The 25791-nt window shown below is 64.2% G+C and carries 23 protein-coding genes and 11 tRNA genes; 24 read left to right on the top strand and 10 right to left on the bottom strand.

The genetic code is table 11. The features are described from left to right. Window positions 1-142: 142 nt before the first annotated feature. The 12 genes from gltX (at window position 143) to KUV81_RS17065 (ending at window position 2854) form a co-directional block, all read left to right on the top strand. On the top strand, window positions 143-1555 hold the full coding sequence (gene gltX / locus KUV81_RS17010; protein WP_222545094.1) for a glutamate--tRNA ligase: 1413 nt from the start codon (window positions 143-145) through the stop codon (window positions 1553-1555). Between the two features lie 83 nt (window positions 1556-1638). Then, a tRNA-Ala gene (locus KUV81_RS17015) sits at window positions 1639-1714 on the top strand. Between the two features lie 42 nt (window positions 1715-1756). Continuing rightward, window positions 1757-1832 (top strand) — tRNA-Glu (locus KUV81_RS17020). Window positions 1833-1875: 43 nt separating this feature from the next. Next, window positions 1876-1951, top strand: a tRNA-Val gene (locus KUV81_RS17025). A gap of 38 nt (window positions 1952-1989) precedes the next feature. Further along, window positions 1990-2065 (top strand) — tRNA-Glu (locus KUV81_RS17030). Between the two features lie 42 nt (window positions 2066-2107). After that, a tRNA-Val gene (locus KUV81_RS17035) sits at window positions 2108-2183 on the top strand. 8 nt (window positions 2184-2191) lie between these two features. After that, window positions 2192-2267 (top strand) — tRNA-Ala (locus tag KUV81_RS17040). Window positions 2268-2324: 57 nt separating this feature from the next. Continuing rightward, window positions 2325-2400, top strand: a tRNA-Glu gene (locus tag KUV81_RS17045). A gap of 47 nt (window positions 2401-2447) precedes the next feature. Then, window positions 2448-2523 (top strand) — tRNA-Val (locus tag KUV81_RS17050). An 8-nt stretch (window positions 2524-2531) separates the two neighbouring features. After that, window positions 2532-2607: transfer RNA gene (locus KUV81_RS17055), tRNA-Ala, on the top strand. Between the two features lie 57 nt (window positions 2608-2664). Continuing rightward, window positions 2665-2740, top strand: a tRNA-Glu gene (locus tag KUV81_RS17060). Between the two features lie 38 nt (window positions 2741-2778). Further along, a tRNA-Glu gene (locus KUV81_RS17065) sits at window positions 2779-2854 on the top strand. Between the two features lie 72 nt (window positions 2855-2926). Here KUV81_RS17065 and KUV81_RS17070 read toward each other — a convergent pair. Then, entirely contained in the window at window positions 2927-3529 is a 603-nt protein-coding gene (locus KUV81_RS17070; RefSeq protein WP_222545095.1) for an arylesterase, read from the bottom strand. Here KUV81_RS17070 and KUV81_RS17075 point away from each other — a divergent pair. Both KUV81_RS17075 and KUV81_RS17080 read left to right on the top strand, forming a co-directional pair. Further along, complete coding sequence (locus tag KUV81_RS17075; RefSeq protein WP_222545096.1) at window positions 3528-4226, top strand: ABC transporter ATP-binding protein; 699 nt, start codon at window positions 3528-3530, stop codon at window positions 4224-4226. The two genes, KUV81_RS17070 and KUV81_RS17075, sit on opposite strands and share 2 nt — an antisense overlap. Continuing rightward, on the top strand, window positions 4223-6700 hold the full coding sequence (locus KUV81_RS17080) for an ABC transporter permease (protein ID WP_261389470.1): 2478 nt from the start codon (window positions 4223-4225) through the stop codon (window positions 6698-6700). The genes KUV81_RS17075 and KUV81_RS17080 overlap by 4 nt, the downstream gene beginning before the upstream one ends. Here the strand turns inward: KUV81_RS17080 and KUV81_RS17085 are convergent. Both KUV81_RS17085 and folX read right to left on the bottom strand, forming a co-directional pair. Further along, the gene (locus KUV81_RS17085; RefSeq protein WP_222545097.1) at window positions 6687-7589 is read right to left on the bottom strand and encodes a TIGR01777 family oxidoreductase; all 903 of its coding nucleotides are present in this window, start codon (window positions 7587-7589) and stop codon (window positions 6687-6689) included. The genes KUV81_RS17080 and KUV81_RS17085 overlap by 14 nt on opposite strands. 9 nt (window positions 7590-7598) lie before the next feature. After that, a complete protein-coding gene (gene folX / locus KUV81_RS17090; protein WP_222545098.1) occupies window positions 7599-7973 on the bottom strand; it encodes a dihydroneopterin triphosphate 2'-epimerase in 375 nt (124 codons plus the stop codon). Window positions 7974-8023: 50 nt separating this feature from the next. Between folX and KUV81_RS17095 the strand changes: the two genes are divergently transcribed. Both KUV81_RS17095 and KUV81_RS17100 read left to right on the top strand, forming a co-directional pair. Continuing rightward, window positions 8024-9115, top strand: coding sequence for an AI-2E family transporter (locus tag KUV81_RS17095; RefSeq protein ID WP_222545099.1), 1092 nt, complete (start codon window positions 8024-8026; stop codon window positions 9113-9115). Continuing rightward, entirely contained in the window at window positions 9112-10023 is a 912-nt protein-coding gene (locus tag KUV81_RS17100) for a class I SAM-dependent methyltransferase (RefSeq protein WP_222545100.1), read from the top strand. Before KUV81_RS17095 ends, KUV81_RS17100 begins: the two co-directional genes overlap by 4 nt. On the opposite strand, the gene KUV81_RS17105 is transcribed toward KUV81_RS17100, so the two are convergent. Beyond that, window positions 10013-10234: a hypothetical protein gene (locus tag KUV81_RS17105; protein ID WP_222545101.1), complete on the bottom strand. Its 222-nt coding sequence runs from the start codon at window positions 10232-10234 to the stop codon at window positions 10013-10015. The two genes, KUV81_RS17100 and KUV81_RS17105, sit on opposite strands and share 11 nt — an antisense overlap. 523 nt (window positions 10235-10757) lie before the next feature. Here KUV81_RS17105 and ggt point away from each other — a divergent pair. Beyond that, window positions 10758-12476, top strand: a complete 1719-nt coding sequence (ggt, locus tag KUV81_RS17110; protein WP_261389471.1) for a gamma-glutamyltransferase — start codon at window positions 10758-10760, stop codon at window positions 12474-12476. A 3-nt stretch (window positions 12477-12479) separates the two neighbouring features. Here ggt and KUV81_RS17115 read toward each other — a convergent pair whose 3' ends face one another. After that, window positions 12480-12908 carry a hypothetical protein gene (locus tag KUV81_RS17115; protein ID WP_222545102.1) on the bottom strand — a complete coding sequence of 143 codons (429 nt, stop codon included), beginning with the start codon at window positions 12906-12908 and terminating at the stop codon, window positions 12480-12482. Between the two features lie 142 nt (window positions 12909-13050). Here KUV81_RS17115 and KUV81_RS17120 point away from each other — a divergent pair, with 142 nt between their 5' ends. Genes KUV81_RS17120 through KUV81_RS17135 form a run of 4 tightly spaced genes read left to right on the top strand, consistent with a single transcriptional unit; the run spans window position 13051 to window position 15280 of the window. After that, the gene (locus tag KUV81_RS17120; RefSeq protein ID WP_222545103.1) at window positions 13051-13791 is read left to right on the top strand and encodes a DUF1538 domain-containing protein; all 741 of its coding nucleotides are present in this window, start codon (window positions 13051-13053) and stop codon (window positions 13789-13791) included. Further along, a complete protein-coding gene (locus KUV81_RS17125; protein WP_222545104.1) occupies window positions 13779-14537 on the top strand; it encodes a DUF1538 domain-containing protein in 759 nt (252 codons plus the stop codon). Before KUV81_RS17120 ends, KUV81_RS17125 begins: the two co-directional genes overlap by 13 nt. 3 nt (window positions 14538-14540) lie before the next feature. Beyond that, window positions 14541-14891 (top strand): P-II family nitrogen regulator, encoded by a 351-nt coding sequence (locus KUV81_RS17130; RefSeq protein WP_222545105.1) that lies wholly within the window; start codon window positions 14541-14543, stop codon window positions 14889-14891. Continuing rightward, window positions 14888-15280 (top strand): CBS domain-containing protein, encoded by a 393-nt coding sequence (locus KUV81_RS17135; RefSeq protein WP_222545106.1) that lies wholly within the window; start codon window positions 14888-14890, stop codon window positions 15278-15280. Before KUV81_RS17130 ends, KUV81_RS17135 begins: the two co-directional genes overlap by 4 nt. Before the next feature lie 147 nt (window positions 15281-15427). Here the strand turns inward: KUV81_RS17135 and pta are convergent, their stop codons facing one another. Beyond that, window positions 15428-17563: a phosphate acetyltransferase gene (gene pta / locus KUV81_RS17140; RefSeq protein ID WP_222545107.1), complete on the bottom strand. Its 2136-nt coding sequence runs from the start codon at window positions 17561-17563 to the stop codon at window positions 15428-15430. A gap of 62 nt (window positions 17564-17625) precedes the next feature. After that, window positions 17626-18819, bottom strand: coding sequence for an acetate kinase (locus KUV81_RS17145; RefSeq protein ID WP_222545278.1), 1194 nt, complete (start codon window positions 18817-18819; stop codon window positions 17626-17628). Between the two features lie 265 nt (window positions 18820-19084). On the opposite strand from KUV81_RS17145, the gene yfbV reads away from it, so the two are divergent. After that, window positions 19085-19522, top strand: a complete 438-nt coding sequence (yfbV, locus tag KUV81_RS17150) for a terminus macrodomain insulation protein YfbV (protein WP_222545108.1) — start codon at window positions 19085-19087, stop codon at window positions 19520-19522. Window positions 19523-19599: 77 nt separating this feature from the next. On the opposite strand, the gene KUV81_RS17155 is transcribed toward yfbV, so the two are convergent. From KUV81_RS17155 to pflB, 3 genes are all read right to left on the bottom strand, one after another. After that, window positions 19600-20232: an energy-coupling factor ABC transporter permease gene (locus KUV81_RS17155; protein ID WP_222545109.1), complete on the bottom strand. Its 633-nt coding sequence runs from the start codon at window positions 20230-20232 to the stop codon at window positions 19600-19602. Between the two features lie 142 nt (window positions 20233-20374). Further along, window positions 20375-21115, bottom strand: coding sequence for a pyruvate formate lyase 1-activating protein (gene pflA, locus KUV81_RS17160; RefSeq protein ID WP_222545110.1), 741 nt, complete (start codon window positions 21113-21115; stop codon window positions 20375-20377). Between the two features lie 80 nt (window positions 21116-21195). Continuing rightward, window positions 21196-23478, bottom strand: a complete 2283-nt coding sequence (gene pflB / locus KUV81_RS17165) for a formate C-acetyltransferase (RefSeq protein ID WP_222545111.1) — start codon at window positions 23476-23478, stop codon at window positions 21196-21198. A 682-nt stretch (window positions 23479-24160) separates the two neighbouring features. Here pflB and KUV81_RS17170 point away from each other — a divergent pair. Both KUV81_RS17170 and panF read left to right on the top strand, forming a co-directional pair. Beyond that, complete coding sequence (locus KUV81_RS17170; protein ID WP_222545112.1) at window positions 24161-24370, top strand: hypothetical protein; 210 nt, start codon at window positions 24161-24163, stop codon at window positions 24368-24370. Next, window positions 24363-25784, top strand: coding sequence for a sodium/pantothenate symporter (panF, locus tag KUV81_RS17175; protein WP_222545113.1), 1422 nt, complete (start codon window positions 24363-24365; stop codon window positions 25782-25784). The genes KUV81_RS17170 and panF overlap by 8 nt, the downstream gene beginning before the upstream one ends. The last annotated feature ends 7 nt before the right edge of the window (window positions 25785-25791 follow it).

The following is a 25791-nucleotide window of genomic DNA, read 5'->3' on the forward strand; positions in this document are numbered from 1 at the left end:
ACGCTGGTCGATTCGCCCGTTCCGGCGCAACAACGGGTGCGATTTGCCGGAGCGAGATCATTGGTGCGCCGTCTCAGGGCTGCTAAACTAGCGGGCTTACTGGCCGACCGGCCGTCGATCTTTTTGGAACATCGAGAAGGACATGACCGTTAAGACCCGATTTGCTCCCAGTCCGACTGGCTTTCTCCACGTGGGCGGCGCCCGCACCGCACTCTACTCCTGGCTCTACGCCCGCAACCAGGGCGGCCAGTTCGTGCTGCGCATCGAAGACACCGATCTGGAGCGCTCCACCCAGGAGGCCATCGACGCCATCATCGAGGGGATGGAGTGGCTCGGACTCAACTGGGAAGAGGGCCCCTACTACCAGACCCAGCGCTTCGATCGCTACAACCAACTGATCGACCAGCTGCTGGCCGAGGGCAAGGCCTACAAGTGCTACTGCTCCAAGGAGCGGGTGGATGCCCTGCGCGAGCAGCAGATGGCCAACGGTGAAAAGGCCCGTTACGACGGCCACTGCCGCAACGGCAACCCGGATCACGCCGAGGACGCGCCCTTCGTCATCCGCTTCAAGAACCCCACCGAGGGCAGCGTGGTGTTTGACGACCACGTCCGCGGCCGCATCGCCATCGACAACCGCGAGCTGGACGATCTCATCATCCGTCGCAGCGACGGCTCCCCCACCTACAACTTCTGTGTGGTGGTGGACGACTGGGACATGGGGATCACTCAGGTGGTCCGCGGTGAGGACCACATCAACAACACCCCTCGCCAGATCAACATCTACCAGGCCCTGGGGGCCCCGGTGCCGGAGTTCGCTCACGTCTCCATGATCCTCGGCGACGACGGGGCCAAGCTGTCCAAGCGCCACGGTGCGGTCAGCGTCATGCAGTACCGCGACGACGGCTACCTGCCCGAGGCGCTGCTCAACTACCTGGTGCGCCTGGGCTGGTCCCACGGTGACCAGGAGATCTTCTCCGTGGCGGAGATGATTGAGCTGTTCAGCCTCAAGGCGATCAACAAGTCCGCCTCGGCGTTCAACACCGAGAAGCTGTTGTGGCTGAACCAGCACTACATGAAGCAGCTGCCGGTGGCCGAGGTGGCCAAGCACCTGGCCTGGCACTTTGACGATCAGAAGATCGACGCCAGCAACGGCCCCAGCCTGGAAGCACTGATCCCGGTGATGGCCGAGCGCAGCCAGACCCTCAAGGAGCTGGCGGCCAGCAGCCGCTACTACTACGAGGACTTTGCCGACTTCGACGAAGCCGCCGCCAAGAAGCACCTGCGCCCCGTGGCCCAGGCGCCCCTGGCCCTGGTACAGGAGAAGCTGGCGGCCCTGACCGACTGGAGCGCCGAGGCGATCCACGAGTGCATCAAGTCCACCGCCGAAGAGCTTGAGCTTGGCATGGGCAAAGTGGGCATGCCGCTGCGGGTGGCGGTGACCGGCGCAGGCCAGTCTCCGAGCCTGGATTTGACCCTGTTGTTGATTGGGCAAGCGCGTTCCGTCGAGAGAATCGGCAAAGCGGTGGAATTTGTAGCAAACAGGGCGAATTCCTGAAAAACGTGTTGACTCTTTTGGGCCGGAATCCCTAAAATGCGCCTCGCACTGACGGGGACACCCCCGAAAGAGCCAACCAAAGTGGGGCTATAGCTCAGCTGGGAGAGCGCTTGCATGGCATGCAAGAGGTCCGCGGTTCGATCCCGCGTAGCTCCACCACTTTTTCAATAAAGGGCCGCCGAGCGGCCTTTTATGTCCGGGGTCCCCTTCGTCTAGAGGCCTAGGACACCGCCCTTTCACGGCGGTAACAGGGGTTCGAATCCCCTAGGGGACGCCACTTATTCGGTTATCAGTTTCGACTGGTCACCACCCAGGTTTTGGGGCGATTAGCTCAGTTGGGAGAGCACCTGCCTTACAAGCAGGGGGTCACTGGTTCAAGCCCGGTATCGCCCACCACCTTCTCTTGTCACCGGAGATGAAACGGTGAGTCCGGGGTCCCCTTCGTCTAGAGGCCTAGGACACCGCCCTTTCACGGCGGTAACAGGGGTTCGAATCCCCTAGGGGACGCCACTGTTTCTTTTGTTCGTTTATAACGAGCAAAACCAAAGATTTGGGCGATTAGCTCAGTTGGGAGAGCACCTGCCTTACAAGCAGGGGGTCACTGGTTCAAGCCCGGTATCGCCCACCAAATCTTTCGGGGCTATAGCTCAGCTGGGAGAGCGCTTGCATGGCATGCAAGAGGTCCGCGGTTCGATCCCGCGTAGCTCCACCACTTTTGATTGTTTCGGCAGTCAATCTCCGATCACCAGAGACAAAACGGTGAAACGACGTCCCGTTCGTCTAGAGGCCTAGGACTCCGCCCTTTCACGGCGGCAACAGGGGTTCGAATCCCCTACGGGATGCCATTTTTGATGTGACGCACTAGGCCTGCGGCGCATCAACCAAAAGATTTGGGCGATTAGCTCAGTTGGGAGAGCACCTGCCTTACAAGCAGGGGGTCACTGGTTCAAGCCCGGTATCGCCCACCAAATCTTTCGGGGCTATAGCTCAGCTGGGAGAGCGCTTGCATGGCATGCAAGAGGTCCGCGGTTCGATCCCGCGTAGCTCCACCACTTTTGATTGCTTCGGCAATCAATCTCCGGTCACCAGAGACAAAACGGTGAAACGACGTCCCGTTCGTCTAGAGGCCTAGGACTCCGCCCTTTCACGGCGGCAACAGGGGTTCGAATCCCCTACGGGATGCCATTTTCTCTTGTCACCAGAGTTGAAACGGTGAGTCCGGGGTCCCCTTCGTCTAGAGGCCTAGGACACCGCCCTTTCACGGCGGTAACAGGGGTTCGAATCCCCTAGGGGACGCCACGCATTACACAAAAAAAAGCCACCCAATCGGGTGGCTTTTTTTGTGCTCGGACAACCCGGTCTGGCGGCACCTCACTCCGCCACCGCCTGCTCAAACCAGGGTTTCAGAAAGGCGGCGATCTTCTCCTGGGCCGCCCGGTTGGGGTGGATGCCGTCCCGCTGCATCAGGCTGGGATCCGTGGCGATCTCCGTCATAAAAAACGGCACCAGGGCCACGTCGTGGGCCTCGGCCAGGCTGGGGTAGATCCCCTGGAACAGCTCGGCGTAGCGGCGACCGTAGTTGGGCGGCACCATCACCTCCGACAGCAACACCCCGGCCCCGGCGGCCTGACTGAGCTCAATCAACTGGGCCAGGTTCTGCTGGGTAAGGGCAGGCTGGAACCCCCGCAAACCGTCGTTGCCCCCCAGCTCGATAAACACCCAGTCCGGCTGGTGCTGGGCCAGCAAACCCGGCAGGCGACGCAGGCCGCCGTCGCTGGTCTCACCGCTGACTGAGGCGTTAATCAGCTGAATGTCAGGTAAATTTTGTTGCAATTTTCTGACCCAACCGTCCGCCTCGTCCATGCCATAGCTTGCGCTTAAGCTGTCACCCAGTATTAGAATGGAAGTCTGGTTTGCCCACACCCAGGGTGAACACAACCACAAAATCACTATCAGCAGGGAACGCCGCACCATGTCCACTCCGTTATCCTCCGTCTCTTCCGAACAGGCCATCGTGGTTCGTCAACTTCGACGTGATGTCGATACGCTAGATGGCTCGCTTTCGATCCTCAAAGGGGTGGACCTGGAAGTCAAGCAGGGTGAATCCCTGGCGGTCACCGGTCCCTCGGGAGCGGGCAAGTCCACCCTATTGGCCCTGCTGGCGGGGCTGGACCGCGCCTCCAGCGGCGAGATCTGGCTGGCGGGGGCGCCCCTGCACCAGCTGGACGAGGAGCAGCGGGCGGCGCTGCGGGGCCAGAAGGTGGGCTTTATCTTCCAGTCCTTCATGCTGGTGGACAGCCTCACGGCGCTGGAGAACGTCATGCTGCCGTTGGAGCTGGCGGGCCAGGAGGGGGCCAAGGCACTGGCGGAGCAGCTGCTCGAGCGGGTGGGCCTGAGCGCGCGTCTGGACCATTTCCCCAACCAGCTCTCCGGCGGTGAACAGCAGCGGGTGGCCATCGCCCGGGCCTTTGCCACTCAGCCGGCGATCCTGTTCGCCGATGAGCCCACCGGCAACCTGGACCACACCAACAGCGACACCGTGGAGGACCTGCTGTTCGAGCTGAACCGGGAGCAGGGCACCACCCTGGTGCTGGTCACCCACGACCTGGAGCTGGCCAAGCGCTGCCAGCGTCAGGTGGCGATGAACGCCGGCCGTCTGGAGGCGTTATGATCACCTGGCCCTTAGCCTGGCGACTCTTTCGCCGCGAACTGGCCCGGGGTCAGCTGCGCCTGATCGCCTCGGCGCTCATCCTGGCGGTCACCGCCGTGACCGGACTGGGCCTGGTCTCCGACCGGCTCAAGCGGGCCATCGATCACCAGGCCGCCTCCTTCCTGGCGGCGGACCGCATCCTCAGCTCCCCCCAGGCGGTGGACTCCCAATGGCTGCAGCAGGCCCGGGAGATGGGGCTGGAAGTGGCCAGCACCCTGGAGTTCCAATCGATGATCTTCGCCGGTGACCAGCTGCAGCTGGTCACCGTCAAGGCGGTGTCCGACAGCTACCCCCTGCGGGGCAGCATCGATCTGATGGCCCCGTCGGCCCATCCTCTGCCTCCCGAGGGCAGCCTCTGGCTGGACCGGCGGCTGGCGGCCTGGCTGGATGAGGCGCAGGTGGCGGAGATTGGCGATGCCCAGTTCCGCCTCGATGCCGCCATCGACCGTTTGCCGGACGCCGGTTTCAACGTCTTTGCCTCGGCGCCTGTGGTGCTTATGCGCCTGGAGGAGGTGGAGCGTACCGGCGTGGTGCAGCCGGGCAGCCGTCTGCAGTGGCGCTACCAGTTTGCCGGCCGGGAGTCGGCCATCGCCGAGCTGGAGGCCTATCTGACGCCCCGACTGACCACCTCCCAGCGGCTGGTGGACGTGCGCTCTCAGGAGTCGCCCCTGGCCCGGGCCATCGGCCGGGCGGAGCAGTTCCTGCTGCTCTCGGCGCTGCTGGGCATTGCCCTGGCCTGCGCCGCCATCGGGGTGGCGGCCCGCCGTTACTGCCAGCGCCACTACGACGTGGTGGCCATGTTTAAGACCCTGGGGGCCAGCCACGGCCAGGTGCGGGGGATCTTCATCCTTCACCTGACCCTGGTGACCCTGCTCAGCCTGGCGGTGGGCCTGGCGCTGGGGGCCCTGGCGGCCCGGGGGCTGATCACCCTGCTGCCGGCCCAATTCGGCAGCGAAGCGATGGACGTCGTGCCCTGGCGGCCCCTGGCCCTGGGGGCCGGCACCGGGTTGATCGCCGGCTTCGGCTTCACCCTCTATCCGCTGTTGCGCCTGCTGTCGGTGCCGCCGATGCGGGTGCTGCGCCAGGACATCGGCCCCGCTCGCTGGGGCGCCTGGCTGAACGGCCTGATGGCGGTGGGTGCCCTGGCGCTGTTGGCGTGGCTCTACAGCGGCAGCCTGCGCATGACGGTGGTGTTGCTGGTGGGGGCAGGGGCCCTGGCCGGCTTGCTGGCCCTGGTGGGCTTTGTGCTGCTCTCCAGCGGCCGCCAACTGGGGATGGCCACCAGCAGTCCCCTGAAGCTGGCCCTGGCCGGCTTGCGCCGTCGCTCCAGTGATAACGCCCTGCAGCTGGTGGGCTTCTCCGTGGCCCTGATGCTGCTGCTGACCATCCTGGCGCTGCGCCAGGACCTGCTCAGCGACTGGCAGGATCAGCTGCCCGCCAACACGCCGGACCATTTCCTGGTGAACATCGCGCCCCAGGACACCCAGGCCCTGTCCCAGTTTCTGGCCGAGCGCCAGGTGGACGCCACGGATCTCTACCCGGTGATCCGCGGCCGTCTGTCGTCGGTCAATGGTGAGACGGTGCGCAAGCCGGTGACCAAGGAGTCGGAGGAGAACGCCCCCCGTGGCCCCCGTGGCATTGGCCGGGAGCTGAACCTGACCTACCGAGCCACGCTGCCCCCCAATAACCCGGTGGTGGCGGGCCAGTGGTTTGCCCCCGATGCCGTGGGGGAGGTGTCAGTGGAGGCCCAGGTGGCGGAGCGGCTCGAGGTGGGGCTGGGGGATGAGCTGACCTTCACCATCGACGGGCGTGAGGTGGTGGCCACCATCACCAGCCTGCGCCAGGTGAACTGGGAAACCATGCAGCCCAACTTCTTCATGATCTTCCCGCCGGAGACCATGGCCCCCTTCGTGGCCACCTACATCGCCAGCTTCCACCACCCGCCGGGTCAGGAGACCCTGGTGAACGAGCTGATCCGGCAGTTCCCCACGGTGTCGGTGATCGACGTGGGGGCCTTGATCGATCAGCTGCGTGGGGTGATTGACCAGGTCTCACTGGCCTTGAGCCTGGTGCTGCTGGTGGTGGTGGTGGCGTCCGCCATGGTGCTGCTGGCCCAGACCGAGGCGGGGATGGCATCAAGACGCCAGGAGCTGGCGATCATGCGCACCCTGGGGGCACCGGGTCGGCTGCTGCGCAGCGCGGTGAACTGGGAGTTTCTGATCCTGGGGGCCCTGGCGGGCCTGCTGGCGGTGGTGGTGGCGGAGCTGACCCTCTACCTGCTCAAGACCCAGGTGTTCAACCTGGTGGTCAAGGCGCACTGGCTGTGGTGGGCGGTGATCCCGGTGCTCGGGGCGCTGCTGATTGGCCTGATGGGCCGCTTCGCCTGCCGTCGCCTGCTGGCCAACAACTGCGCCGCCCTGCTCAGGGGCGACTGAGCAGCTGGTCGAGGGCCGAAGCGAGCTGTGGATACTGGAAAGTAAAGCCGGCGGCTTCGGCCGCCTTGGGCAGCACCGCCTGGCCGGTGAGTAACAGCTCACTCATCTCGCCAAACAGCAGCTTGAGTACCGGCGCCGGCATCGGCAGCACCGCCGGCCGCCCCAGGGCCTGGCCCAGGGCCTGGCTGAACCCCCGGTTGGAGACCGGGTGGGGGGCGGTGCCGTTGAACACCCCCTCGCACTCGGGGTGGGTCAGCAGGTGATGGATCAGGGCCACCAGGTCGTCCCGGTGGATCCAGGACATCATCTGCTCGCCACTGCCGATGGGCCCGCCCAGACCGAAACGAAACGCCGGCAGCATCTTTTTCAGCGCCCCCCCGTCCGGGTGCAGCACCAGGCCGATGCGCAGGATACACTGTCGGGTGGCCTGGGTGGCCGCCCGGCGGGCGATCCCCTCCCAGCGCTCGCACACCTGCTCGGCAAAGCTCATGGGGCTGACCGGGGTGGACTCGTCCACCGGTTGGGCGTCCCGGGCGCCGTAGATCCCGATGGCCGAGGCGTTGATCCACACCGACGGGGGCTTAGCGCTGGTGTTGCACAGCCTGACCAGAGACTCGGTGATCTGCCAGCGGCTGTCGCAGATGGCCCGCTTCTTGGCCATGGTCCAGCGCCCCTCGGCGATGGGCTCGCCGGCCAGGTTGATCACGCCATCGAAGCCGTCCAGGTTGTGCAGGGTGGCCAGGGAGCGTTGCAGGGTGACGCCACCGCCCAGTTGCCGGGTGGCCCGTTCCGGGTCCCGGGTCAGCACGGTGATCTCATGCTCGTCCTGAAGGCGGGCGATCAGGGCCCGGCCGATAAAGCCGGTGCCGCCGGTGACAAGAAGCTTCACGGTTAAACCTTAGCGGTTGATTTCTTTCTCAAAGCTTAGCTGCAGTGAGACCGAATCGGCAAAGCGCAAGGCGTGGGGCTTATCGACCTCTACCCGAGCGTACTCGACCCAGGGGTGCTCCGAGGCGATGGCCAGCACGTCGCCGGTGAGTTTTTCCAGCAGCGAGAAGCGGTTCATCTCCACCAGCTTGATCACTTTCTTGGTGATGGTGCGGTAGTTGAGGGCGTCGTCCATGTCGTCGCTGTTGCGGGCCTTGTCGGCGCAGTAATGGATCTCGGCGTTGATGATCACGTCCTGTTTGTTTTGCACCTCATCGTCGTTGATGCCGATGTAGGTGCGAAGACGCAGGTTTTTAATACGGATAACCGCTTGGTTTTGCTTCATAATGGCTCTGATTTCCCTGAGAGTTTTGACCGAATTATAGGATCACACTAATGGTACCCGCTCCACTGAATCAAGGATCTGTGGCCCTGCGCACGGCGCTGTTCCTGGCCTCGATGATGGTGATCTTCGCCGGCATCAAGGCCGCCAGCGCCATCGTGGTGCCCTTTTTGCTGTCGCTGTTCATCGCCATCATCTGCAGTCCCATGGTCACGGCGCTGATGCGCCTCAAGCTGCCCCGGGGCCTGGCCATCCTGGTGGTGATGGTGGTGGTGATCATGCTGGGCACCTGGATCGCCACCCTGGTGGGCAGCTCCATCAACGACTTCACCCGGCAGCTGCCGGAGTACCGTGCCCAGCTCAGCGACACCTTCGCCGGCCTGGTGGAGAAAGCGGGTCAGTTCAACCTCTCTACGGCGCAGATCAAGGAGCAGTTTGATCCCAGCGGTTTGATGAGCGTCGCCACCAACATCGTCTCAAGCCTTGGGGCGCTGATGACCAACACCCTGCTGATTGTGCTGACCGTGGTGTTCATGCTGTTTGAAAGCTCCGGGCTCAGCCGCAAGCTGCACTACGCCCTGGACGATCCCCAGATGCGCCTGAAGCAGATCGACCGCTTCCTGGAGTCGGTCAATCGTTACCTGGCGATCAAGACGGTGGTCAGCCTGGGCACCGGGGTGATCTGCGGCTTCGGCCTCTACCTGCTTGGGGTCGACTACTTCCTGCTGTGGGGTCTGGTGGCTTTCCTGTTCAACTACATCCCCAACATCGGCTCCATCATCGCCGCGGTGCCGCCGGTGGCTCTGGCCTTTTTGCAGTTGGGCCTGGGGCCCGCCGCCGGGGTGGCCGGCCTCTACGTGGGGGTCAACATGGTGATGGGCAACATGGTGGAGCCGCGCCTGATGGGGCGCAGCCTGGGGCTCTCCACCCTGGTGGTGTTCCTGAGCTTGGTGTTCTGGGGCTGGCTGCTCGGTTCCGTGGGGATGCTGCTGTCGGTGCCCCTGACCATGATCGTCAAGATTGCGTTGGAGTCCTCCGAGGGGGGGCGCTGGGCCGCGATGCTGCTGGAGGGAGACCCCCAGGTGGTGAGCCAGCCCATGGTTGCCCAGGCGGACGGTGAGGCCAAGTCTCCGGAGGAGTCGTGACGCTGCTCGAACACCTGCCCCCCGAGCTGCCCGGCCCCGAGGCGCAGCGGCTGTTCCACGGCCGTGGCCAGTGTTACCCCGGCCTGAACCACCTCACCCTGGACTGGCTGGCTCCGGCGCTGCTGGTCACCCAGTTCGGCCCGGTCAGCGAGGCCGAGCGCCAGGCCCTGGTGGCCGAACTCAACCTGTGGTGGCAGCAGCTTGGCGGCGAACCCCCGGCCCTGGTGTGGCAGGACCGCAGCCAGAGCCCGGCGCACACCACCCTGGTGCAGGGCAGCCTGCCCAGCCCCCACTGGGTCAGCGAGGGGGGATTGTGGTTCGAGCTGAACCTGCTCAAGGGGCAGAACCACGGTCTGTTTCTCGACATGGCCGCCGGGCGTCAGTGGGTGCGGGCGCACAGCCAGGGGCGGAGGGTGCTCAACCTCTTTGCCTACACCTGTGCCTTCTCGGTGTTTGCCAAGGCCGGCGGTGCCCAGGAGGTGGTCAACCTGGACATGAGCAAACCGGCGCTCAACCAGGGCCAGCGCAACCATGCCAAGAATGGCCTGGAAGCGGGGGTGCGCTACCTGGGGCACGACCTGTTCAAGACCTTTGGCAAGCTGCGCAAGTTGGGGCCCTACGATATGGTGGTGGTGGATCCCCCCAGTTTTCAGCAGGGGAGCTTTATCGCCACCAAGGACTACCCTCGGTTGCTGCGCCGCTTGGCCGAGTTGATGGTACCCGGCGGCGAGGCACTGCTGTGCCTCAACGCACCGGAGCTGGGGCTGGATTTTCTGAAGGAGCAGATCGCCGAACACGCGCCGGAACTTCGGTTCGTCGAGCGGTTGGCCAATCCGCCGGTGTTTCGCGAGCGGGACCCCCAGCGGGGCCTCAAGGTGCTCCGTTACCGAAAGTCGGTCAGCGGCTGATCTGATCTGGCAGCACGCTGATGCCGTGCTGCTCGATCACCTGGGCCAGGGCGTTGCGATCCCGCCGGCGCAGCTTGCTCACCTCGGACAGAATGCTGTCCTGAACATCCAGCGGCATGTGCATGGTTTCCATGAACATCCGTGCCGCCAGGGGATCGGACTCCAACAACTGTTCCAGTCGTGCGGCTTCGTACTCAACAAGCGTATTCATGGCCACCTCTTGGTATGGGGTCAATTCTGACTCTACGCCAAGGGGGCCGGGCCCCTTAGATTGTTTTGCTGGCCTTGACCGTTTTTGGAAACCCTTTGGTCTATCCAGGGGCATTTTGTTGCTGAATTTCGTAACTCAGCCATCAAAACCACCGGAGGGTAGAAAAAGATCAGCGGCTTGCAGAGTTTTGTTTGAAATAATACATCTTTCCTTTGAAAACAAGCACTTAGTGGATCCGGGCCTGCGTCGGTGGTACACTTTGCCTATCTGCACAGGGCAGAGTTGCCATTGAACGAGAGGTTGTTGATGGAAGTTCAAGATTATCAGGACGCCTACTACCAGCTTCAGGATGAAGTCGCCGATGAACTGCCGGTGGACCTGGACGAGGACGCGTACCTCGACTGAGGTAAACTGAGCGATCATCAGCAGAAACAGCGGCCTTGGGCCGCTGTTTTTGTTTGGGTTTGCAAGTGCCCGGCACTCCGGCGACACTGGGCGCCGTCACTTGGAAACGGAGTCCCCTATGCCCCTGCTCGCCCGCCTGAGCCTGCTTTCGCTGCTGAGCCTGCCCGCCTGGGCCGCCCCGGAGCCGGAAGCCCCCACCGGCTTCGTCCTGGAGTCCAGCGTCTCGGCCCCCCACTACCTGGCGGCCACCGCCAACCCCCACGCCACCGAAGCGGCCCGCGCCACCCTGGCCCGGGGCGGCAGCGCCCTGGATGCGGCGGTAGCAGCCCAGATGGTGCTGACCCTGACCGAACCCCAGTCCTCCGGCATCGGAGGCGGCCTGTTTTTGCTCTACTGGGACGCCGAGGCCCAGCAGCTGGTGAGCCTGGACGGTCGGGAAACCGCCCCGGCCCGCGCGCACCCCGAGCTGTTCCTAGGGCCCGATGGCGAACCCCTCTCCTGGTTGGAGGCGGTGGTCGGCGGCCGGTCGGTGGGGGTGCCTGGCGCAGTGGCGGCGCTCTACGAGGGGCACCGGCGCTACGGCACCTTGCCCTGGGCCAGCCTGATGGAACCGGCCATCACATTGGCGGAGCAGGGTTTCGAAGTCTCGCCCCGCCTGGCGGGCCTGCTGGCCCGGGAGCTCAATCCCGGCCTGTTGCGCCCCGGCGCGGCACGGGATTACTTCTACCCCGGGGGACAGTCCTTAAGCGCCGGCACCCTGCTGAAAAACCCCGCCCTGGCCGACAGCTTGAAGCGGATCGCCGCGCAGGGGCCGGAGGGCTTCTACCGGGGCCCCCTGGCCAAGGCGATGGTCACGGCAGTGGCCAACGATCTGGACCGACCCGGCCTGCTCAGTGAAGCGGACCTGGCGGCCTACCGGCCCAAATGGCGGGCGCCGGTGTGCGGGCCCTACCGGGCCTACCAGGTGTGCGGCATGGGCCCGCCCAGCTCCGGTGGCCCGGCGGTGGCCCAGATCCTGGGGCTGATGAGCGGTTTCGATGTGGCCTCCATGGCCCCCAACTCCGTTGAGTTTCTGCATCTGTTCAGTCAGGCCTCCCGCCTGGCCTACGCCGATCGTAACCATTACCTGGCGGACAACGACCATGTCAGCGTGCCCCTTGAGGCGATGCTCGCACCAGAGTACCTGGCCCAGCGACGCCAGCTGATCCCGCCGCTGAAGGACGCTGGCCCGGCCCAGCCCGGCGATCTGTCCCGGCCCGTCGGGGCGGATGCCACCGCGGATCTGCCCTCCACCACCCACCTGGTGATGGCGGACCGTGAGGGCAACCTGCTCAGCATGACCAGCAGCATCGAGATGGGGTTTGGCTCCAGCATCATGGTGGGGGGCTTTCTGCTCAATAACCAGCTGACGGACTTCTCCCGCCATCCGGGCCCGGCCAGCGCGCCGGCGGCCAACCGGGTGGAGGGGGGCAAGCGACCGCGCTCCTCCATGGCCCCGACCATAGTGCTGGATGCTAAGGGGCAACCGCTGCTGGCCATCGGCTCCCCCGGGGGCAGCCGCATCATCAGTTACGTGGCCCAGACCACCATCGCCATCCTCGACTGGCAGCTGCCCCTGGAGCGCGCCATGGCGCTGCCCAGGGTAAGCCACCGCAACGACTACCTGGCCCTGGAAGCGGATCGCCCCTGGGGTGGGGCCCTGGAGGCGATGGCTGAGCGGGGCTACCGGGTCAAGTCGGTGCCCCTGAACAGTGGCGTGCAGGTGATCATGAAAACCGAGAAGGGTTGGCAGGGGGCCGCGGATCCCCGCCGCGAAGGGCGGGCCGCCGGAGGCTGAAGCTCAGCCGTTGGTCTTGAAGGGATCGCTGTAGAGGTGGGTGATGATCCAGCGCTCGCCCACCCGTTCCAGGCGCACCAGGCGGTCATCCCGCATCACGCGGCCCCCTTTGTGCCCCTGGAACTGGATCAACACCTCCACCCGGTTGCTGTTGCGGCGGAAGAAATCGATGTCCACCTCCGCCACCGACAGCTCCACGTCGGTCATCGCCAGGCCGATGATGTTGCGCTGGATCTGGCTGGCCAACCGGTAGTGGGCCATCAGCTCCCCCAGCTCCTCATCCACCAGCTGCATCGCCCGGGTGGCGTCGTTGCGGTTATAGAGGGCATCAAAGAAATCCAGGGCCACGGATTCGGGGCGGGCCTGATCCGGGTGGGGGCTGCAGGCGGTCAGCAGGGCTGCCGCCAGCAAGAGCATCATCAATCTGTTCATGGGGTCTCCGGGTGGGTCTGTTCGTGGTATCGGCCGGCCACTCCATAAGTTGAGCCTGCCCACTCCTTGATCCGGATCATCCCAGGCCACTGACGCTTCATGCTTTAATTGTTGCAACAATGTAAACGATAAGGCAGGGCGCGTGGAGTTACGAGGGGTGGCCAAGACCTTGCTGGACAGCGCCCGGGATCTGCTTCCCATCGTGCTGGTGGTGGGGTTTTTCCAACTGGTGGTGCTGGGCCAGCCGCTGCCCAACCTGGCGGACATCCTGGTGGGCCTGACCCTGGTGATCCTGGGGCTGACCCTCTTCGTCTATGGCCTGGAGCTGGCGCTCTTTCCCCTGGGGGAGAGCCTGGCCCGGGCCTTTGCCCGCAAGGGCTCGCTGTTCTGGTTGTTGAGCTTTGCCTTCCTGCTCGGCTTTGGCACCACGGTGGCGGAGCCGGCCCTCATCGCCGTATCGGAGGAGGCCGCCGAGGTGGCGGCCGAGGCGGGGGTGATCGCCCGGGACATGGCGGCCCAGGAACGCTACGCCGATCAGCTGCGGCTGACCGTCGCCCTGTCGGTGGGGGTGGCCATTTTGCTGGGGGTGCTGCGGATCTTGCTGGGCTGGCCCCTGCACCGGCTCATCATCAGCGGCTACCTCATCGTTATGGTGCTCACGGTGTTCGCTCCGGCGGACATCATCGGCATCGCCTACGACTCCGGCGGCGTCACCACCTCCACCATCACCGTGCCCCTGGTTACGGCCCTGGGGGTTGGCCTGGCCACCAGCCTGGAGGGGCGCAACCCCCTGCTGGACGGCTTTGGTCTTATCGCCTTCGCGTCCCTATTGCCCATCATCTTCGTGCTCTGCTTCGGAATTCTGCGCCCATGGCTTGGCTGACGGCGTTCTGGCTTACGCTGACCGACACCCTGGCGGACGTGGTGCCCATCGTGGCGGTGCTGTTCGGCTTCCAACTGGGGGTGCTGCGCCAAAAGATCGCCCAGTGGCGACCGCTGCTGCTGGGCCTGGTGTGCGTGGTGCTGGGCCTGGCGCTGTTTCTGGTGGGGCTGGAGGGGGCCCTGTTCCCCTTGGGAGAGCTGATGGCCCGGCAGCTGACGGCTCCGGACTTCCTGCCCGGTGACGGCCAGTGGTGGCACTACTACTGGGTCTACCTGTTCGCCTTCGCGGTGGGTTTCGCCACCACCATTGCCGAGCCCTCGCTCATCGCCGTGGCCATCAAGGCCAGCGAGGTCAGCGGCAACGCCATCCGGCCCTGGGGGCTGCGCATCGCCGTGGCCCTGGGGGTGGCCATCGGCATCGCCCTGGGCAGCTATCGCATCGTGGTGGGGGATCCGCTGCACTGGTACATCCTGGCGGGCTACCTGCTGGTGGTGATCCAGACCCGCTTCGCCCCCAAGATGATCATCCCCCTGGCCTACGACTCCGGCGGCGTCACCACCTCCACGGTGACGGTGCCCCTGGTGGCGGCCCTGGGGCTGGGGCTGGCCAGCGCCATCCCCGGCCGCAGCCCCCTTCTAGACGGTTTTGGCCTTATTGCCTTTGCCAGCCTGTTTCCCATTATCACGGTCATGAGCTATGCCCAGCTGACGCTCTGGCTGCACGAACGCAATCAACGGATGAGGTGATCCATGCGCTTCAAGTTAATCATCGCCTTTGTCGACGACCGCCAGTCCCAGGAGCTGGTGGACGCTGCCCGGGCCGCGGGGGCCACCGGGGTGACCCTCATCAACCACGCCCGGGGCGAGGGGCTCAAGCCCCGTAAAACCTTCTTTGGCCTCAACCTGGAGTTGCAGCGGGATGTGCTGCTGTTCGTGGTGGAGGAGCACCTGGCCCGGGAGATCCTGGAAACCATCGCCCGGGTGGGGGAGTTTGACCACACCCCGGGCACCGGGATCGCCCTGCAGCTGGATGTGGAGGACGTGGTGGGGGTGGCCCACCAAATCGAGTCGCTGAGTGACAAACTGGAGGATCGGTTATGAGCAAGCCAAGGACCACGGTGCGGCAGGTGATGACCGAACGCTTCGTCCTGATGGAGGGGATCCGCACCGTTGCCGAGGGGGTGGCCCAGCTGCGAGCGGCGTCCGCCGAGGCTTTGGTGATCGACAAGCGGGACCCGGGGGACGAATTTGGCCTGGTGCTGCTGTCGGACATCGGTAAGCAGGTGGTGGCCCGGGACAGAGCCGCGGGGCGGGTCAACCTCTACGAGGTGATGAGCAAGCCGGTGCTCAGCATCTCCCCGGAGATGGACATCCGCTACTGTGCCCGATTGTTTGAGCGCTTTGGCATCAACCAGGCGCCGGTGGAGCAGGGCGGGACCATCATCGGCCTGGTGAGCTATCGTGACCTGGTGTTACGTGGTCTGGAGTAGGTTATCCACAGAATCTGTGGACAAGCCTGTTAAAAGGCCAGGCCAATTTTTCTAAGTGTCTATATTTAAAGACTATTTGTTAGGGGTCAGTTTTCCGACAAGAGTCAAAAAAGCCCGCCGGATGGCGGGCTTTTTCTGTCAGTGAACTCAGGCGTGGGCCTGAATCGCCGTCAACGCGATGGTATAGACAATGTCTTCCACCAGGGCGCCACGGGACAGATCGTTCACCGGCTTGCGCATGCCCTGCAGCATCGGACCGATGGAGATCAGATCTGCGGAGCGCTGCACCGCCTTGTAGGTGGTGTTGCCGGTGTTCAGGTCCGGGAAGACGAACACCGTGGCCTTGCCGGCCACCGGGCTGTTGGGGGCCTTGGAGGCCGCCACATTGGGCATCACCGCGGCGTCGTACTGCAGCGGACCGTCGATCATCAGGTCCGGACGCTTCTCCTGGGCCAGGCGGGTGGCCTCGCGCACCTTCTCCACGTCGGCACCGGCGCCGGAGCTGCCGGTGGAGTAGGAGATCATGGCGACGCGGGGCTCGATGCCGAAGGCCTTGGCGGAGTCCGCCGACTGAATGGCGATCTCCGCCAGCTGCTCGGCGTTCGGATCCGGGTTGATGGCACAGTCACCGTACACCAGCACCTGATCCGGCAGCAGCATGAAGAACACCGAGGAGACCAGGGAGGAGCCCGGGGCGGTCTTGATCAGCTGCAGCGGCGGACGGATGGTGTTGGCGGTGGTGTGCACGGCACCGGAGACCAGGCCGTCGACCTCGTCCTGGGCCAGCATCATGGTGCCCAGTACCACGGTGTCCTGCAGCTGCTCGCGGGCCACCACTTCGGTCAGGCCCTTGTTCTTGCGCAGCTCGCACATGGGGGCCACGTAGTTCTCGATCACCTCGGCGGGGTTGACGATCTCGATCCCCTCGCCCAAGGTCACGCCCTGCAGCTCCGCTACGCGGCGGATCTCATCCGGGTTGCCCAGCAGCACACAGTTGGCGATGCCACGCTCGGCACAGATGGCGGCGGCCTTGATGGTGCGCGGCTCGTCGCCCTCCGGCAGCACCACGCGCTTGCCGGCCTGGCGGGCCAGCTCGGTCAGCTGGTAGCGGAAGGCCGGCGGGCTCAGGCGGCGCTCGCGGGTGGAGTTGTCGGACAGGCTCTCGATGAACTTGCGATCGATGTGGGAGGCGACAAAGTTCTGCACCTCTTCGATCCGCTCCATGTCATCCAGGGGCACTTCGTGGTTGAAGTTCTGGATGTTCAGCGCGGTCTGCCAGGTGTTGGTGTCCACCACCAGCACCGGCAGGCCGGTGTCGAAGGCCTGCTGACACAGGCGCTGCACCTGCTCGTCCAGCTCGTAGCCACCGGTCAGCAGCAGGGCGCCCAGCTTCATGCCGTTCATCGCCGCCAGACAGACGGAGACCACCACGTCTTCGCGGTCGGCGGAGGTCACCAGCAGGGAGTCGGCCTGCAGGTGGCCAATCATGTTGGGGATGGAGCGGGCACAGAAGCTGACCCGGCGCAGGCGGCGGCTGTGCATGTCGCCGGCGTTGACCAGGCGGGCACCCAGGTGCTTGGCCAGATCGGAAGCACGGGGGGACACCAGGCCCAGGTTGTAGGGGATGGCACCGAGGATCGGCACCGGGCTGTTGGCGGACAGCTGGAACATCTCCGCCTGGCTGCCACGCACCACGCCCTCGTGGTCAAACACCTCGGACAGGTCCGGACGGGCGCGGCCGCGCTCGTCCACCGGGGCGCCAATCTTGTTGACGATGGCACCCAGGATCCGCTTGTTGCCCTTGCCACCGAAGTTGTTGACGGCCACTTCCAGGCGGTTCTGCACCTGGGCGGCGGTGTCGGCACCGGGGTTGATCACCAGCACGATGTCGGCGTCCAGGGCCTTGGCGATGTTGGCGTTGAGGGTGTTGGCGAAGGGGTGGCTGCGGGTGGGCACCAGGCCCTCGACCACCATCACCTCGGTGTCGGCTTCCACCGGCTTGACCGCGGCGACGATCTCTTCGAGCAGCACGTCGGTGTCCCCGGCGCTGATCACCTGCTCGGCGAACTCCATCGCCAGCGGCTCCGGCGGGTTGATGTTCGGGGAAGTGCTGAGAATGGTGCTGGAACGCTCCGGGCCGGTGTCCCCCGGACGCTGCTGGGCGATGGGCTTGAAGAAGTTCACCTTCACACCCTGGCGCTCCAGGGCGCGCACCATACCCATGCTGACGGAGGTCAGGCCAACCCCGGTACCGACCGGGACCAACATAATAGAACGGGACATATAATTCCTCGCGAATAACGAACTCGGGCCCCGCCGTTGCGGAGCCCGAGTGGTCTACGAAATCAGATCAGAGCCAGCGCGTCGGAGGCGATGACGAACTCTTCGTTGGTGGGGATCACCATGGCAATGGGGCTGCCGGCCTGGGTGATCACCCCTTCGTTGCCGAAGCGGGCGGCGGTGTTGGCCGCGTCGTCCACCTGGTAACCGAAGATGGCCAGGTGATCCAGCACCTTCTTGCGGATCAGATCGGAGTTCTCGCCGATGCCGCCGGTGAAGATGATGGCGTCAACGCGCTTCAGGGGCACGGTGTAGGAGGCTACGTACTTGGCCAGGCGGTAGCAGAACACTTCCATGGCCAGGGTGCAGCCTTTCTGGCCATCCGCGTAACCCTCTTCGATGCCGCGGCAGTCGTTGGTCACCTCGGACAGGCCCAGCAGACCGGACTGCTTGTTCAGCATGTTGTTCACCTCTTCCAGGGTGTAGCCCAGGTTGTCCACCAGGTGGAAGATGATGGCCGGGTCCAGATCACCGGAGCGGGTGCCCATGACGATGCCTTCCAGCGGGGTCAGGCCCATGGAGGTGTCGACGGATTTGCCGCCGCGTACGGCGGTCACGGAGCCGCCGTTGCCCAGGTGGCAGGTGATGACGTTGGTGTCATCGACGGCTTTGTTCAGGGCCTTGGCCGCTTCACGGGAAACGTACAGGTGGCTGGTGCCGTGCATGCCGTAGCGACGGATGCCGTGCTCGCGGTACAGCTTCTGAGGGATGGCGTAGGCGTAGGCTTGCTTGGGCATGGACTGGTGGAAGGCGGTGTCAAACACGGCCACCTGGGGCAGGGCCGCGAAAGAGGCCTGGGCGGCACGGATGCCGATCAGGGCCGCCGGGTTGTGCAGCGGGGCCAGGGAGGCGCACTCTTCGATGCCGTGCACCACCTCGTCGGTGATCAGCATGGAGCGGGTGTACTTCTCGCCACCGTGAACCACGCGGTGACCCACGGCCACCAGCTGGTCCGCCAGGTCCGGCTTGCTGGCCAGGATGGTGTTGACCATGAAATCCAGGGCTTCGCGGTGGGCGGCGCCAGCGCCCAGGTCCGCTTGGTCCTTGTTGCCGTCCATCTTCCACTTGATGCGCGCGTCCACCAGGTTGAAGCATTCGGCCAGACCGGACAGATGCTCGTCGCCGGTTTGTGCGTCGATGACGGCGAATTTCAAAGAGGAGCTGCCACAGTTTAGAACCAGTACAAGTTTGCTCATTATATCAACACCTAAGCGATAGATTGTTCGTGAACGCGTTCGCTCTCGAGACGCATTCGCGTGGGTAATCCTGACGAAGTTTACAGTATAGCCGGGGCCCCCAGCGGGACCGGGTCACGAACTGACGTTCCGCTGCGACGCTGTCGCTGTGTCGAGTTGTCCGACTAGGTCTGACCATTTTACCCAATTACAGGGCCGGTTGAATTGTGCTAACGTGAAGGAGAGGTTGAAACGTGAAGCACATCACTAACTGATTGGCGTGGTATCGATGAGGTTGATTTCCCGGCTGCGTGAAGGCAGCCGTTACATGCAAAACTGGCCGCTGAACCGACACTTGGCTGCCCACTTCCCGGAATACCGGGTGATCAAGGCCACTCGCATGGCCATCACCTGGATGCCGGTGGTGGCCGCCGTGAGTCTGATGGTGCAGTTGAGCCAACTGGGCAGCGACATTTTGCCGCTGGCCCTGGCCCAGGCGGCACTCATCCTCAGTTTGCCGCTGCAGGGGCTATACTGGTTAGGATGGCGGTCGGCTCAGCCGCTGCCATTGCCACTACTCCACTGGTGTACGGAGGTAAGAGAGCGACTGGTCGAATCCGGTTGCCATGTGGCGCCGATTGCGCCACATTCACAGTATCAGCACATGGCGTGCCTGTTGAAACGAGCGTACGAACGCCTCGACTCCGCCTTTTGGCGTGACCTGTAAGACCGCCGTGCTGTGACTCGACGCCGCCCAATCGGGCGGCGCTCCTTTTTGGGGCCCACTATTTCTTATGGGGCCCGCTATTTCGGTCCGGTCAGGTACTCCCGCTCGTTCCAGGTGGCCAGCCAGTTGGGCTTGTAGACCACCATCATGGTGGTGGAGAAGCCGTTGAGCATCGCCTCTGGGAAGATGAACAGCGGGATCAGGATAAGGTAGTTGTCCATCAGTAGCGGCCAGTCGTACTGACCGCTGTACCACAGTCCCAACCCCAAGGTGCGCAGGGCGAAGATCAGCGCCCCATTCATAAAGGCGCCGACGAACACGTAGACCCAAAGGTTGCGCGGCAGCAGGTTGTGGCACAGGGTCAGCCAGGCGAAGCTGCCCATCACCGGCAGGGCCACCCCCAGCCAGAACAGCCCGGCGGCGTTCTCCCACTGGTCCACCCCCAGCAGCAGCAACCCCCCCTGGGCCAGAGAGGCCAGCAGCAGCGCCGAGCGCCAACCGAACATCAGGGTGAGCACCGTCAGGCCGAGAAAATGCAGGTCCAGCCCCTCGTAGATCCCGGCTCGGACTCGCCACAGGGCGAGGATCCCCACGGCACACAGGGCGGCCAGGTTGAGGTAGCGGCTGTCACGCCAGCGCTGAGCCAGGGCACTGGCTTTGAAGGTCCAGGCGAGGAGGGCGAAAAAGGCCAAGCAGAGCAGCAGGTTCAAAACTCATCCAGGTTGAGACAATGTGAATAGGGTTATTGTCGCCTGTGAACGGCAAACTGCAAAGCGTCCGGTGCCGACGAAGTTCGCTGGTGTCGTAAAGCGGGGGGCGAAAAAACGCCGGCACAAGGCCGGCGTTTGGGGATCAGTAGACGGCGTTGACGCCGTGGGACTGGAAGACCGCCTTGAGGCGCTCCATAGTCTCCTTGGGCGGTGGGCTGACGCCATCCAGGGGGTAGGCTTCGCCCAGGGCTTCCCACTTGTGCTTGCCCAACTCGTGGTAGGGCAGCATCTCCACCTTCTCCACGTTCTTCATCGGCGCCAGGAATCGGGCCAATTGCTCGGCGGAGGCGTCGTCGTCGGTAAAGCCGGGCACCACCACGTAACGGATCCAGGTTTTCTGGCCCCGCTTGGCCAGGTACTGGGCAAACTCCAGCGGCCGCTTATTGGAGACGCCCACCAGGTTCTGATGCACGTCGTCGTCCATCTGTTTGATGTCGAGCATCACCAGATCGGTGGCGTCCAGCATCTGGTCGACGATGGGGGTGTACTTGCGGATCAAACCGTTGGTGTCCAGGCAGGTGTGGATCCCTTCCGCCTTGCAGGCGGCGAACCATTCCTGGACAAACTCCATCTGCAGCACCGCTTCGCCGCCGCTGGCGGTCACGCCGCCGCCACTGGCTTCGAAGAAGTGGCGGTAACTGAGCACCTGCTCCATCAACTGGGCAACGGTGACCTCCTTGCCGCCCTCCAGGTCCCAGGTGTCGCGGTTGTGACAGTACTGGCAGCGCATCAGGCAGCCCTGCAGGAAGGCGATGAATCGGATCCCCGGCCCATCAACGGTGCCGCAGGTCTCCCAGGAGTGTACGCGTCCGATGACGCCCATAAACCTCTCCAATCTAATACAGAAAAAGGGCCCGCCGCGGATGCGGGCAGGCCCCTAGTCTAGCGCGTTGCGCCGGGTGCTTACATGGACTGGGTGAAAGTCCGGGTAATCACGTCCTGCTGCTGTTCCGGGGTCAGCGCGTTGAAGCGCACGGCGTAGCCGGAGACCCGGATGGTCAACTGCGGGTACTTCTCAGGGTGCTTGACCGCGTCTTCCAGCATGTCACGGTTCATCACGTTGACGTTCAGGTGCTGACCGCCTTCGCGAGACTCGGTGTGCTTGAAGTAACCGTCCATCAGCGCCGCCAGGTTGGCACGACGACCGTTCTCATCTTTGCCCAGGGCGCCGGGCACGATGGAGAAGGTGTAGGAGATCCCGTCTTTGGCGTGGGCGAAGGGCAGCTTGGCCACGGAGGTCAGGGACGCCACGGCACCGGACTCGTCACGACCGTGCATCGGGTTGGCACCCGGTGCGAAGGGCTGACCGGCACGACGGCCGTCCGGGGTGTTACCGGTCTTCTTGCCGTACACCACGTTGGAGGTGATGGTCAGTACGGACTGGGTCGGCACGGCGTTGCGGTAGGTTTTCAGAGAGCGGATCTTGGTCATGAAGCTCTCAACCAGCTCACAGGCGATGTCGTCCACGCGCGGGTCGTTGTTGCCGAATTTCGGGTAGTCGCCCTCGATCTCGAAGTCGGTGGCGATGCCGTCTTCGTCACGCACCGGCTTCACCTTGGCGTACTTGATGGCGGCCAGGGAGTCGGCGGTGATGGACAGACCGGCGATGCCGCAAGCCATGGTGCGCATCACGTCACGATCGTGCAGCGCCATCAGGGCGGCTTCGTAGCTGTACTTGTCGTGCATGAAGTGGATGGTGTTCAGCGCGGTGACGTACTGCTGAGCCAGCCAGTCCATAAAGGTGTCCAGCTTGCCGTAGACGGTATCGAAGTCCAGCACGTCGTCGGTGATCGGGGTGTCTTTCGGACCCACCTGGGCCTTGGACTTCTCGTCCACGCCGCCGTTGATTGCGTACAGCAGGGTCTTGGCCAGGTTGGCGCGGGCGCCGAAGAACTGCATGTGCTTACCGATGATCATCGGGGACACACAGCAGGCGATGCCGTAGTCGTCGGACTGGAAGTCCGGACGCATCAGGTCGTCGTTCTCGTACTGGATGGAGGAGGTGTCGATGGAGACCTTGGCACAGTACTTCTTGAAGCCTTCCGGCAGGTGCTCGGACCACAGTACGGTGATGTTCGGCTCCGGGGAGGGGCCCATGGTGTACTGGGTGTTCAGGAAGCGGAAGCTGGTCTTGCTCACCAGGGTACGACCGTCCACGCCCATACCGGCAACGGATTCGGTGGCCCAGATGGGGTCGCCGGAGAACAGCTCATCGTACTCGGGGGTCCGCAGGAAGCGCACCATGCGCAGCTTCATCACGAAGTGGTCAACCATCTCCTGGGCCTGCTCTTCGGTGATGATGCCGGCTTGCAGGTCACGCTCGATGTAGACGTCCAGGAAGGTGGACACGCGGCCCAGGGACATGGCGGCGCCGTTCTGGGACTTGATGGCGGCCAGGTAGGCGAAGTAGGTCCACTGGATCGCCTCTTGGGCGTTCTTGGCCGGACCGGCGATGTCGAAGCCGTACTTGGCGGCCATCTCTTTCATCTGACCCAGGGCGCGGTGCTGCTCGGCGATCTCTTCACGCAGACGAATGACGTCGTCCAGGTTCTCACCGGCTTCCAGGTCCGCTTGCAGGGAGTGGAACTGGTTCAGCTTGTCCTGCATCAGGAAGTCGATGCCGTACAGGGCCACACGACGGTAGTCACCGATGATACGACCACGGCCGTAGGCGTCCGGCAGACCGGTCAGGACACCGGACTTACGGCAGCGCAGGATGTCCGGAGTGTAGACATCGAAAACGCCGGCGTTGTGGGTCTTGCGGTAGTCGGAGTAGATGGTCTTGATGGTCGGGTCCAGCTCACGGTTGTAAGCCTTGATGCCGCCCTCAACCATGCGGATGCCGCCGTTGGGGATGATGGCACGCTTGAGCGGGGCGTCGGTCTGCAGACCCACGATGGTCTCCAGATCCTTGTTGATGTAGCCCGCGTCGTGAGAGGTGATGGTGGACACTTTGTCGGTGTCGAAGTCCACCGGGGCGTGGGTGCTGTTCTCGACCTTGATCCCTTCCATTACCTTGGCCCACAGGCTGTCGGTGGCGTCGGTGGCGCCGGCCAGGAAGGACTCGTCACCCTCGTAGGGGGTGTAGTTTTTCTGGATAAAGTCCCGCACGTTGACTTCGGTTTTCCAGTCACCGGCGGTAAAGCCATTCCAGGCTTGGGAGAACAGTTCGGTGTTATCAGTCATGACAGTTACCTTCACGTTAGGATCCGAGAAAATTCGGCTGTGGCCGCGCAGCGCGGCCGGAAGTGGTCATCTCCTGCTCCGGAGGGAGCAGGACAAAGGCCAATGTCCGCGGTGCGGCCATCGGTGAGTTCGGTTGGGGGAGGGGGCGGGCAATGTGGCTGGGGCGCACGACCGCCGGGCGCCGAGCGCTGGGGCACGGTGTCGGGAGGTCGAGTTGAAACAAACGGGTCATTCGGGTCATGGAACCTGGGTCCGTCGTCGCCAATATTGCCTTCGCTAGCGAAATTATATCGCCACTGTCGGATTGCGGTGGGCCCTTTGGGGGCGCCGCGCCAACTTTTTGGATAACCGGTCGCCGGTCAGCGACTTAATTGGTCATACCAAATAACATGCCGAGAGGTTAGCACAGGGGTCTTGGGCTGTATTGAAACCGGTGGTGAAATTGCAGTCACCCCAACAAATCCGTAGAAACTGTGAGCAGAGTCATGGGTCGAGGGGGGTGGGCGTGATCCGGATCGACCAAACTTCGAACGGCGATCCCGAGTCGAACGGCGCAAAATGCCGCGGCGACGGCGCGAAAACCAATGGTAATACCAATTTACTATTTGCGACGACGCCTTGGCAATCCCGGTGCGATTGCTTAGGATCCCGGCTTTGCGTTATTGCTTGGGATGATCCGCCAATGATGGACAGCTCACTGGGCCGAAAACTGGCCCTGGGTGCGACGGCCCTGACGGGGCTCTATTTTCTGCTGTGGCTCGCCGGCCCCCTGTGGTTGGCCGAGGCCGGCAGCTGGCAGGGCCTGCCGTTGTGGTTCTGGTTCTCCTGCGTCGCCGCACCCTTGGTGCTGGTGGCGCTGCTGCTGATCTGGCTGGGGGGACGCCGTGGGTAACCTCAGCCTGCTGATCCCGATCTTCCTCTATCTGTTTGCCACCCTGGCGCTGGCGCGCTGGGCAGCCTCCCGCAAGCCCAGCCAGGGCAGCTTTACCCAGCGCTACTTCCTCGGCGGGCAGTTTATGGGGGGCACCCTGCTGGCGCTGGCGCTGGTGACCACCTACACCAGTGCCTCCTCCTTTATTGGCGGGCCCGGGGCCGCCTACCAGTTTGGCCTGGGCTGGGTGCTGCTGGCCATGGTACAGGTGCCGGTGGCACTGCTGACCCTGGGGGTACTGGGACCCAAGCTGTGGCGCCTGGCCAAGGAGAGCGGGGCGGTCACCATCCTGGATGTGCTGGAACAGCGCTACCGCAGCCCCTGGCTGTTGACCCTGGCGGGGGTGAGCCTGCTGGCGGCCTTTGTCGGCATGGTGGTGGTGCAGTTTACCGGCGGCGCGCGTCTGCTCTCGGTGATGGCCGGGGTGGATTACAGCGTGGCATTGGCGATGTTCGTCGGTACCGTGCTGCTCTACACCCTGTGGGGCGGCTTCCGGGCGGTAAGCTACACCGACGCCCTGCAGGGGCTGGTGATGATCTTCGGCATGCTGGCGCTCTTTGTCGGCCTGCTTTATCAAGGCGGCGGGCTGAGCGCCCTGACCGGGGAGCTGGCGGCCATCGAGCCGGGGCTGCTGGAACCCCACGGTCCCGACCACTTCCTCTCCTGGTCCTTTTTGATGTCCTTCTGGGTACTGGTGTGCCTGGGCACCCTGGGGTTGCCCCACACGGTGCTGCGCACCATGGCAGTTAAAGACATGGCGGCCCTGCGCCGGGCCATGGTGCTGGGCACCGCGGTGGCCTCGGTGGTGATCCTGCTGCCGCACTTAAGTGGCGTATTGGGCCGAGCGCTGCTGCCGGAACTGAGCAGCCCCGATGAGGTGATGCCCACCCTGATGGTGACCCTATTTCCGCCGCTGGTGGCGGGGCTCTTACTGGCCGCCCCCATGGCGGCGGTGATGTCCTCGGTGGACTCCATGCTGCTGCAGGCCGGCTCCACCCTGGTGCGGGACCTGGTGCAGCGGCGTCGCCCGCTGAGCGAGCCGGCCCAGAAGCGCTTCAGCTACGCCACCACCGTCGGCCTGGCGCTGTTGTGCGGCCTGCTGGCCCTGGACCCGCCGAAGATGATCGTCTGGCTCAACCTGGCGTCCCTGGGGGCGCTGCAGGTGGTCTTCCTCTGGCCTTTGGTGCTGGGCCTGTTCTGGCCCAGGGCCACGGCGGTGGGCGCCATGGGGGCCATGCTGAGCGGCCTGGCCCTGTTCCTCTACTGGACCTTTGCCGGCATCAAGCCCCTGGGGCTGCACGCCATCGTACCGTCGCTGGTGCTCAGCGGCGGCCTGTTCTGGGCCCTCAGCCTCTGGGGGCCTCAGCGGCGCTGAATCTCAG

Origin of the sequence: Ferrimonas balearica (genome assembly GCF_019802085.1) — a bacterium.
GTDB classification, from domain to species: domain Bacteria; phylum Pseudomonadota; class Gammaproteobacteria; order Enterobacterales; family Shewanellaceae; genus Ferrimonas; species Ferrimonas balearica_B.

Bases quoted from the DNA above. Each gene is read 5' to 3' on its own strand.
- gltX (WP_222545094.1), top strand. From the start codon at position 143: ATGACCGTTAAGACCCGATTTGCTCCCAGTCCGACTGGCTTTCTCCAC.
- KUV81_RS17075 (WP_222545096.1), top strand. From the start codon at position 3,528: ATGTCCACTCCGTTATCCTCCGTCTCTTCCGAACAGGCCATCGTGGTT.
- KUV81_RS17070 (WP_222545095.1), bottom strand. From the start codon at position 3,529: ATGGTGCGGCGTTCCCTGCTGATAGTGATTTTGTGGTTGTGTTCACCC.
- KUV81_RS17080 (WP_261389470.1), top strand. From the start codon at position 4,223: ATGATCACCTGGCCCTTAGCCTGGCGACTCTTTCGCCGCGAACTGGCC.
- folX (WP_222545098.1), bottom strand. From the start codon at position 7,973: ATGAAGCAAAACCAAGCGGTTATCCGTATTAAAAACCTGCGTCTTCGC.
- KUV81_RS17095 (WP_222545099.1), top strand. From the start codon at position 8,024: ATGGTACCCGCTCCACTGAATCAAGGATCTGTGGCCCTGCGCACGGCG.
- KUV81_RS17105 (WP_222545101.1), bottom strand. From the start codon at position 10,234: ATGAATACGCTTGTTGAGTACGAAGCCGCACGACTGGAACAGTTGTTG.
- ggt (WP_261389471.1), top strand. From the start codon at position 10,758: ATGCCCCTGCTCGCCCGCCTGAGCCTGCTTTCGCTGCTGAGCCTGCCC.
- KUV81_RS17115 (WP_222545102.1), bottom strand. From the start codon at position 12,908: ATGAACAGATTGATGATGCTCTTGCTGGCGGCAGCCCTGCTGACCGCC.
- KUV81_RS17125 (WP_222545104.1), top strand. From the start codon at position 13,779: ATGGCTTGGCTGACGGCGTTCTGGCTTACGCTGACCGACACCCTGGCG.
- KUV81_RS17130 (WP_222545105.1), top strand. From the start codon at position 14,541: ATGCGCTTCAAGTTAATCATCGCCTTTGTCGACGACCGCCAGTCCCAG.
- KUV81_RS17135 (WP_222545106.1), top strand. From the start codon at position 14,888: ATGAGCAAGCCAAGGACCACGGTGCGGCAGGTGATGACCGAACGCTTC.
- pta (WP_222545107.1), bottom strand. From the start codon at position 17,563: ATGTCCCGTTCTATTATGTTGGTCCCGGTCGGTACCGGGGTTGGCCTG.
- yfbV (WP_222545108.1), top strand. From the start codon at position 19,085: ATGAGGTTGATTTCCCGGCTGCGTGAAGGCAGCCGTTACATGCAAAAC.
- pflA (WP_222545110.1), bottom strand. From the start codon at position 21,115: ATGGGCGTCATCGGACGCGTACACTCCTGGGAGACCTGCGGCACCGTT.
- pflB (WP_222545111.1), bottom strand. From the start codon at position 23,478: ATGACTGATAACACCGAACTGTTCTCCCAAGCCTGGAATGGCTTTACC.
- KUV81_RS17170 (WP_222545112.1), top strand. From the start codon at position 24,161: ATGATGGACAGCTCACTGGGCCGAAAACTGGCCCTGGGTGCGACGGCC.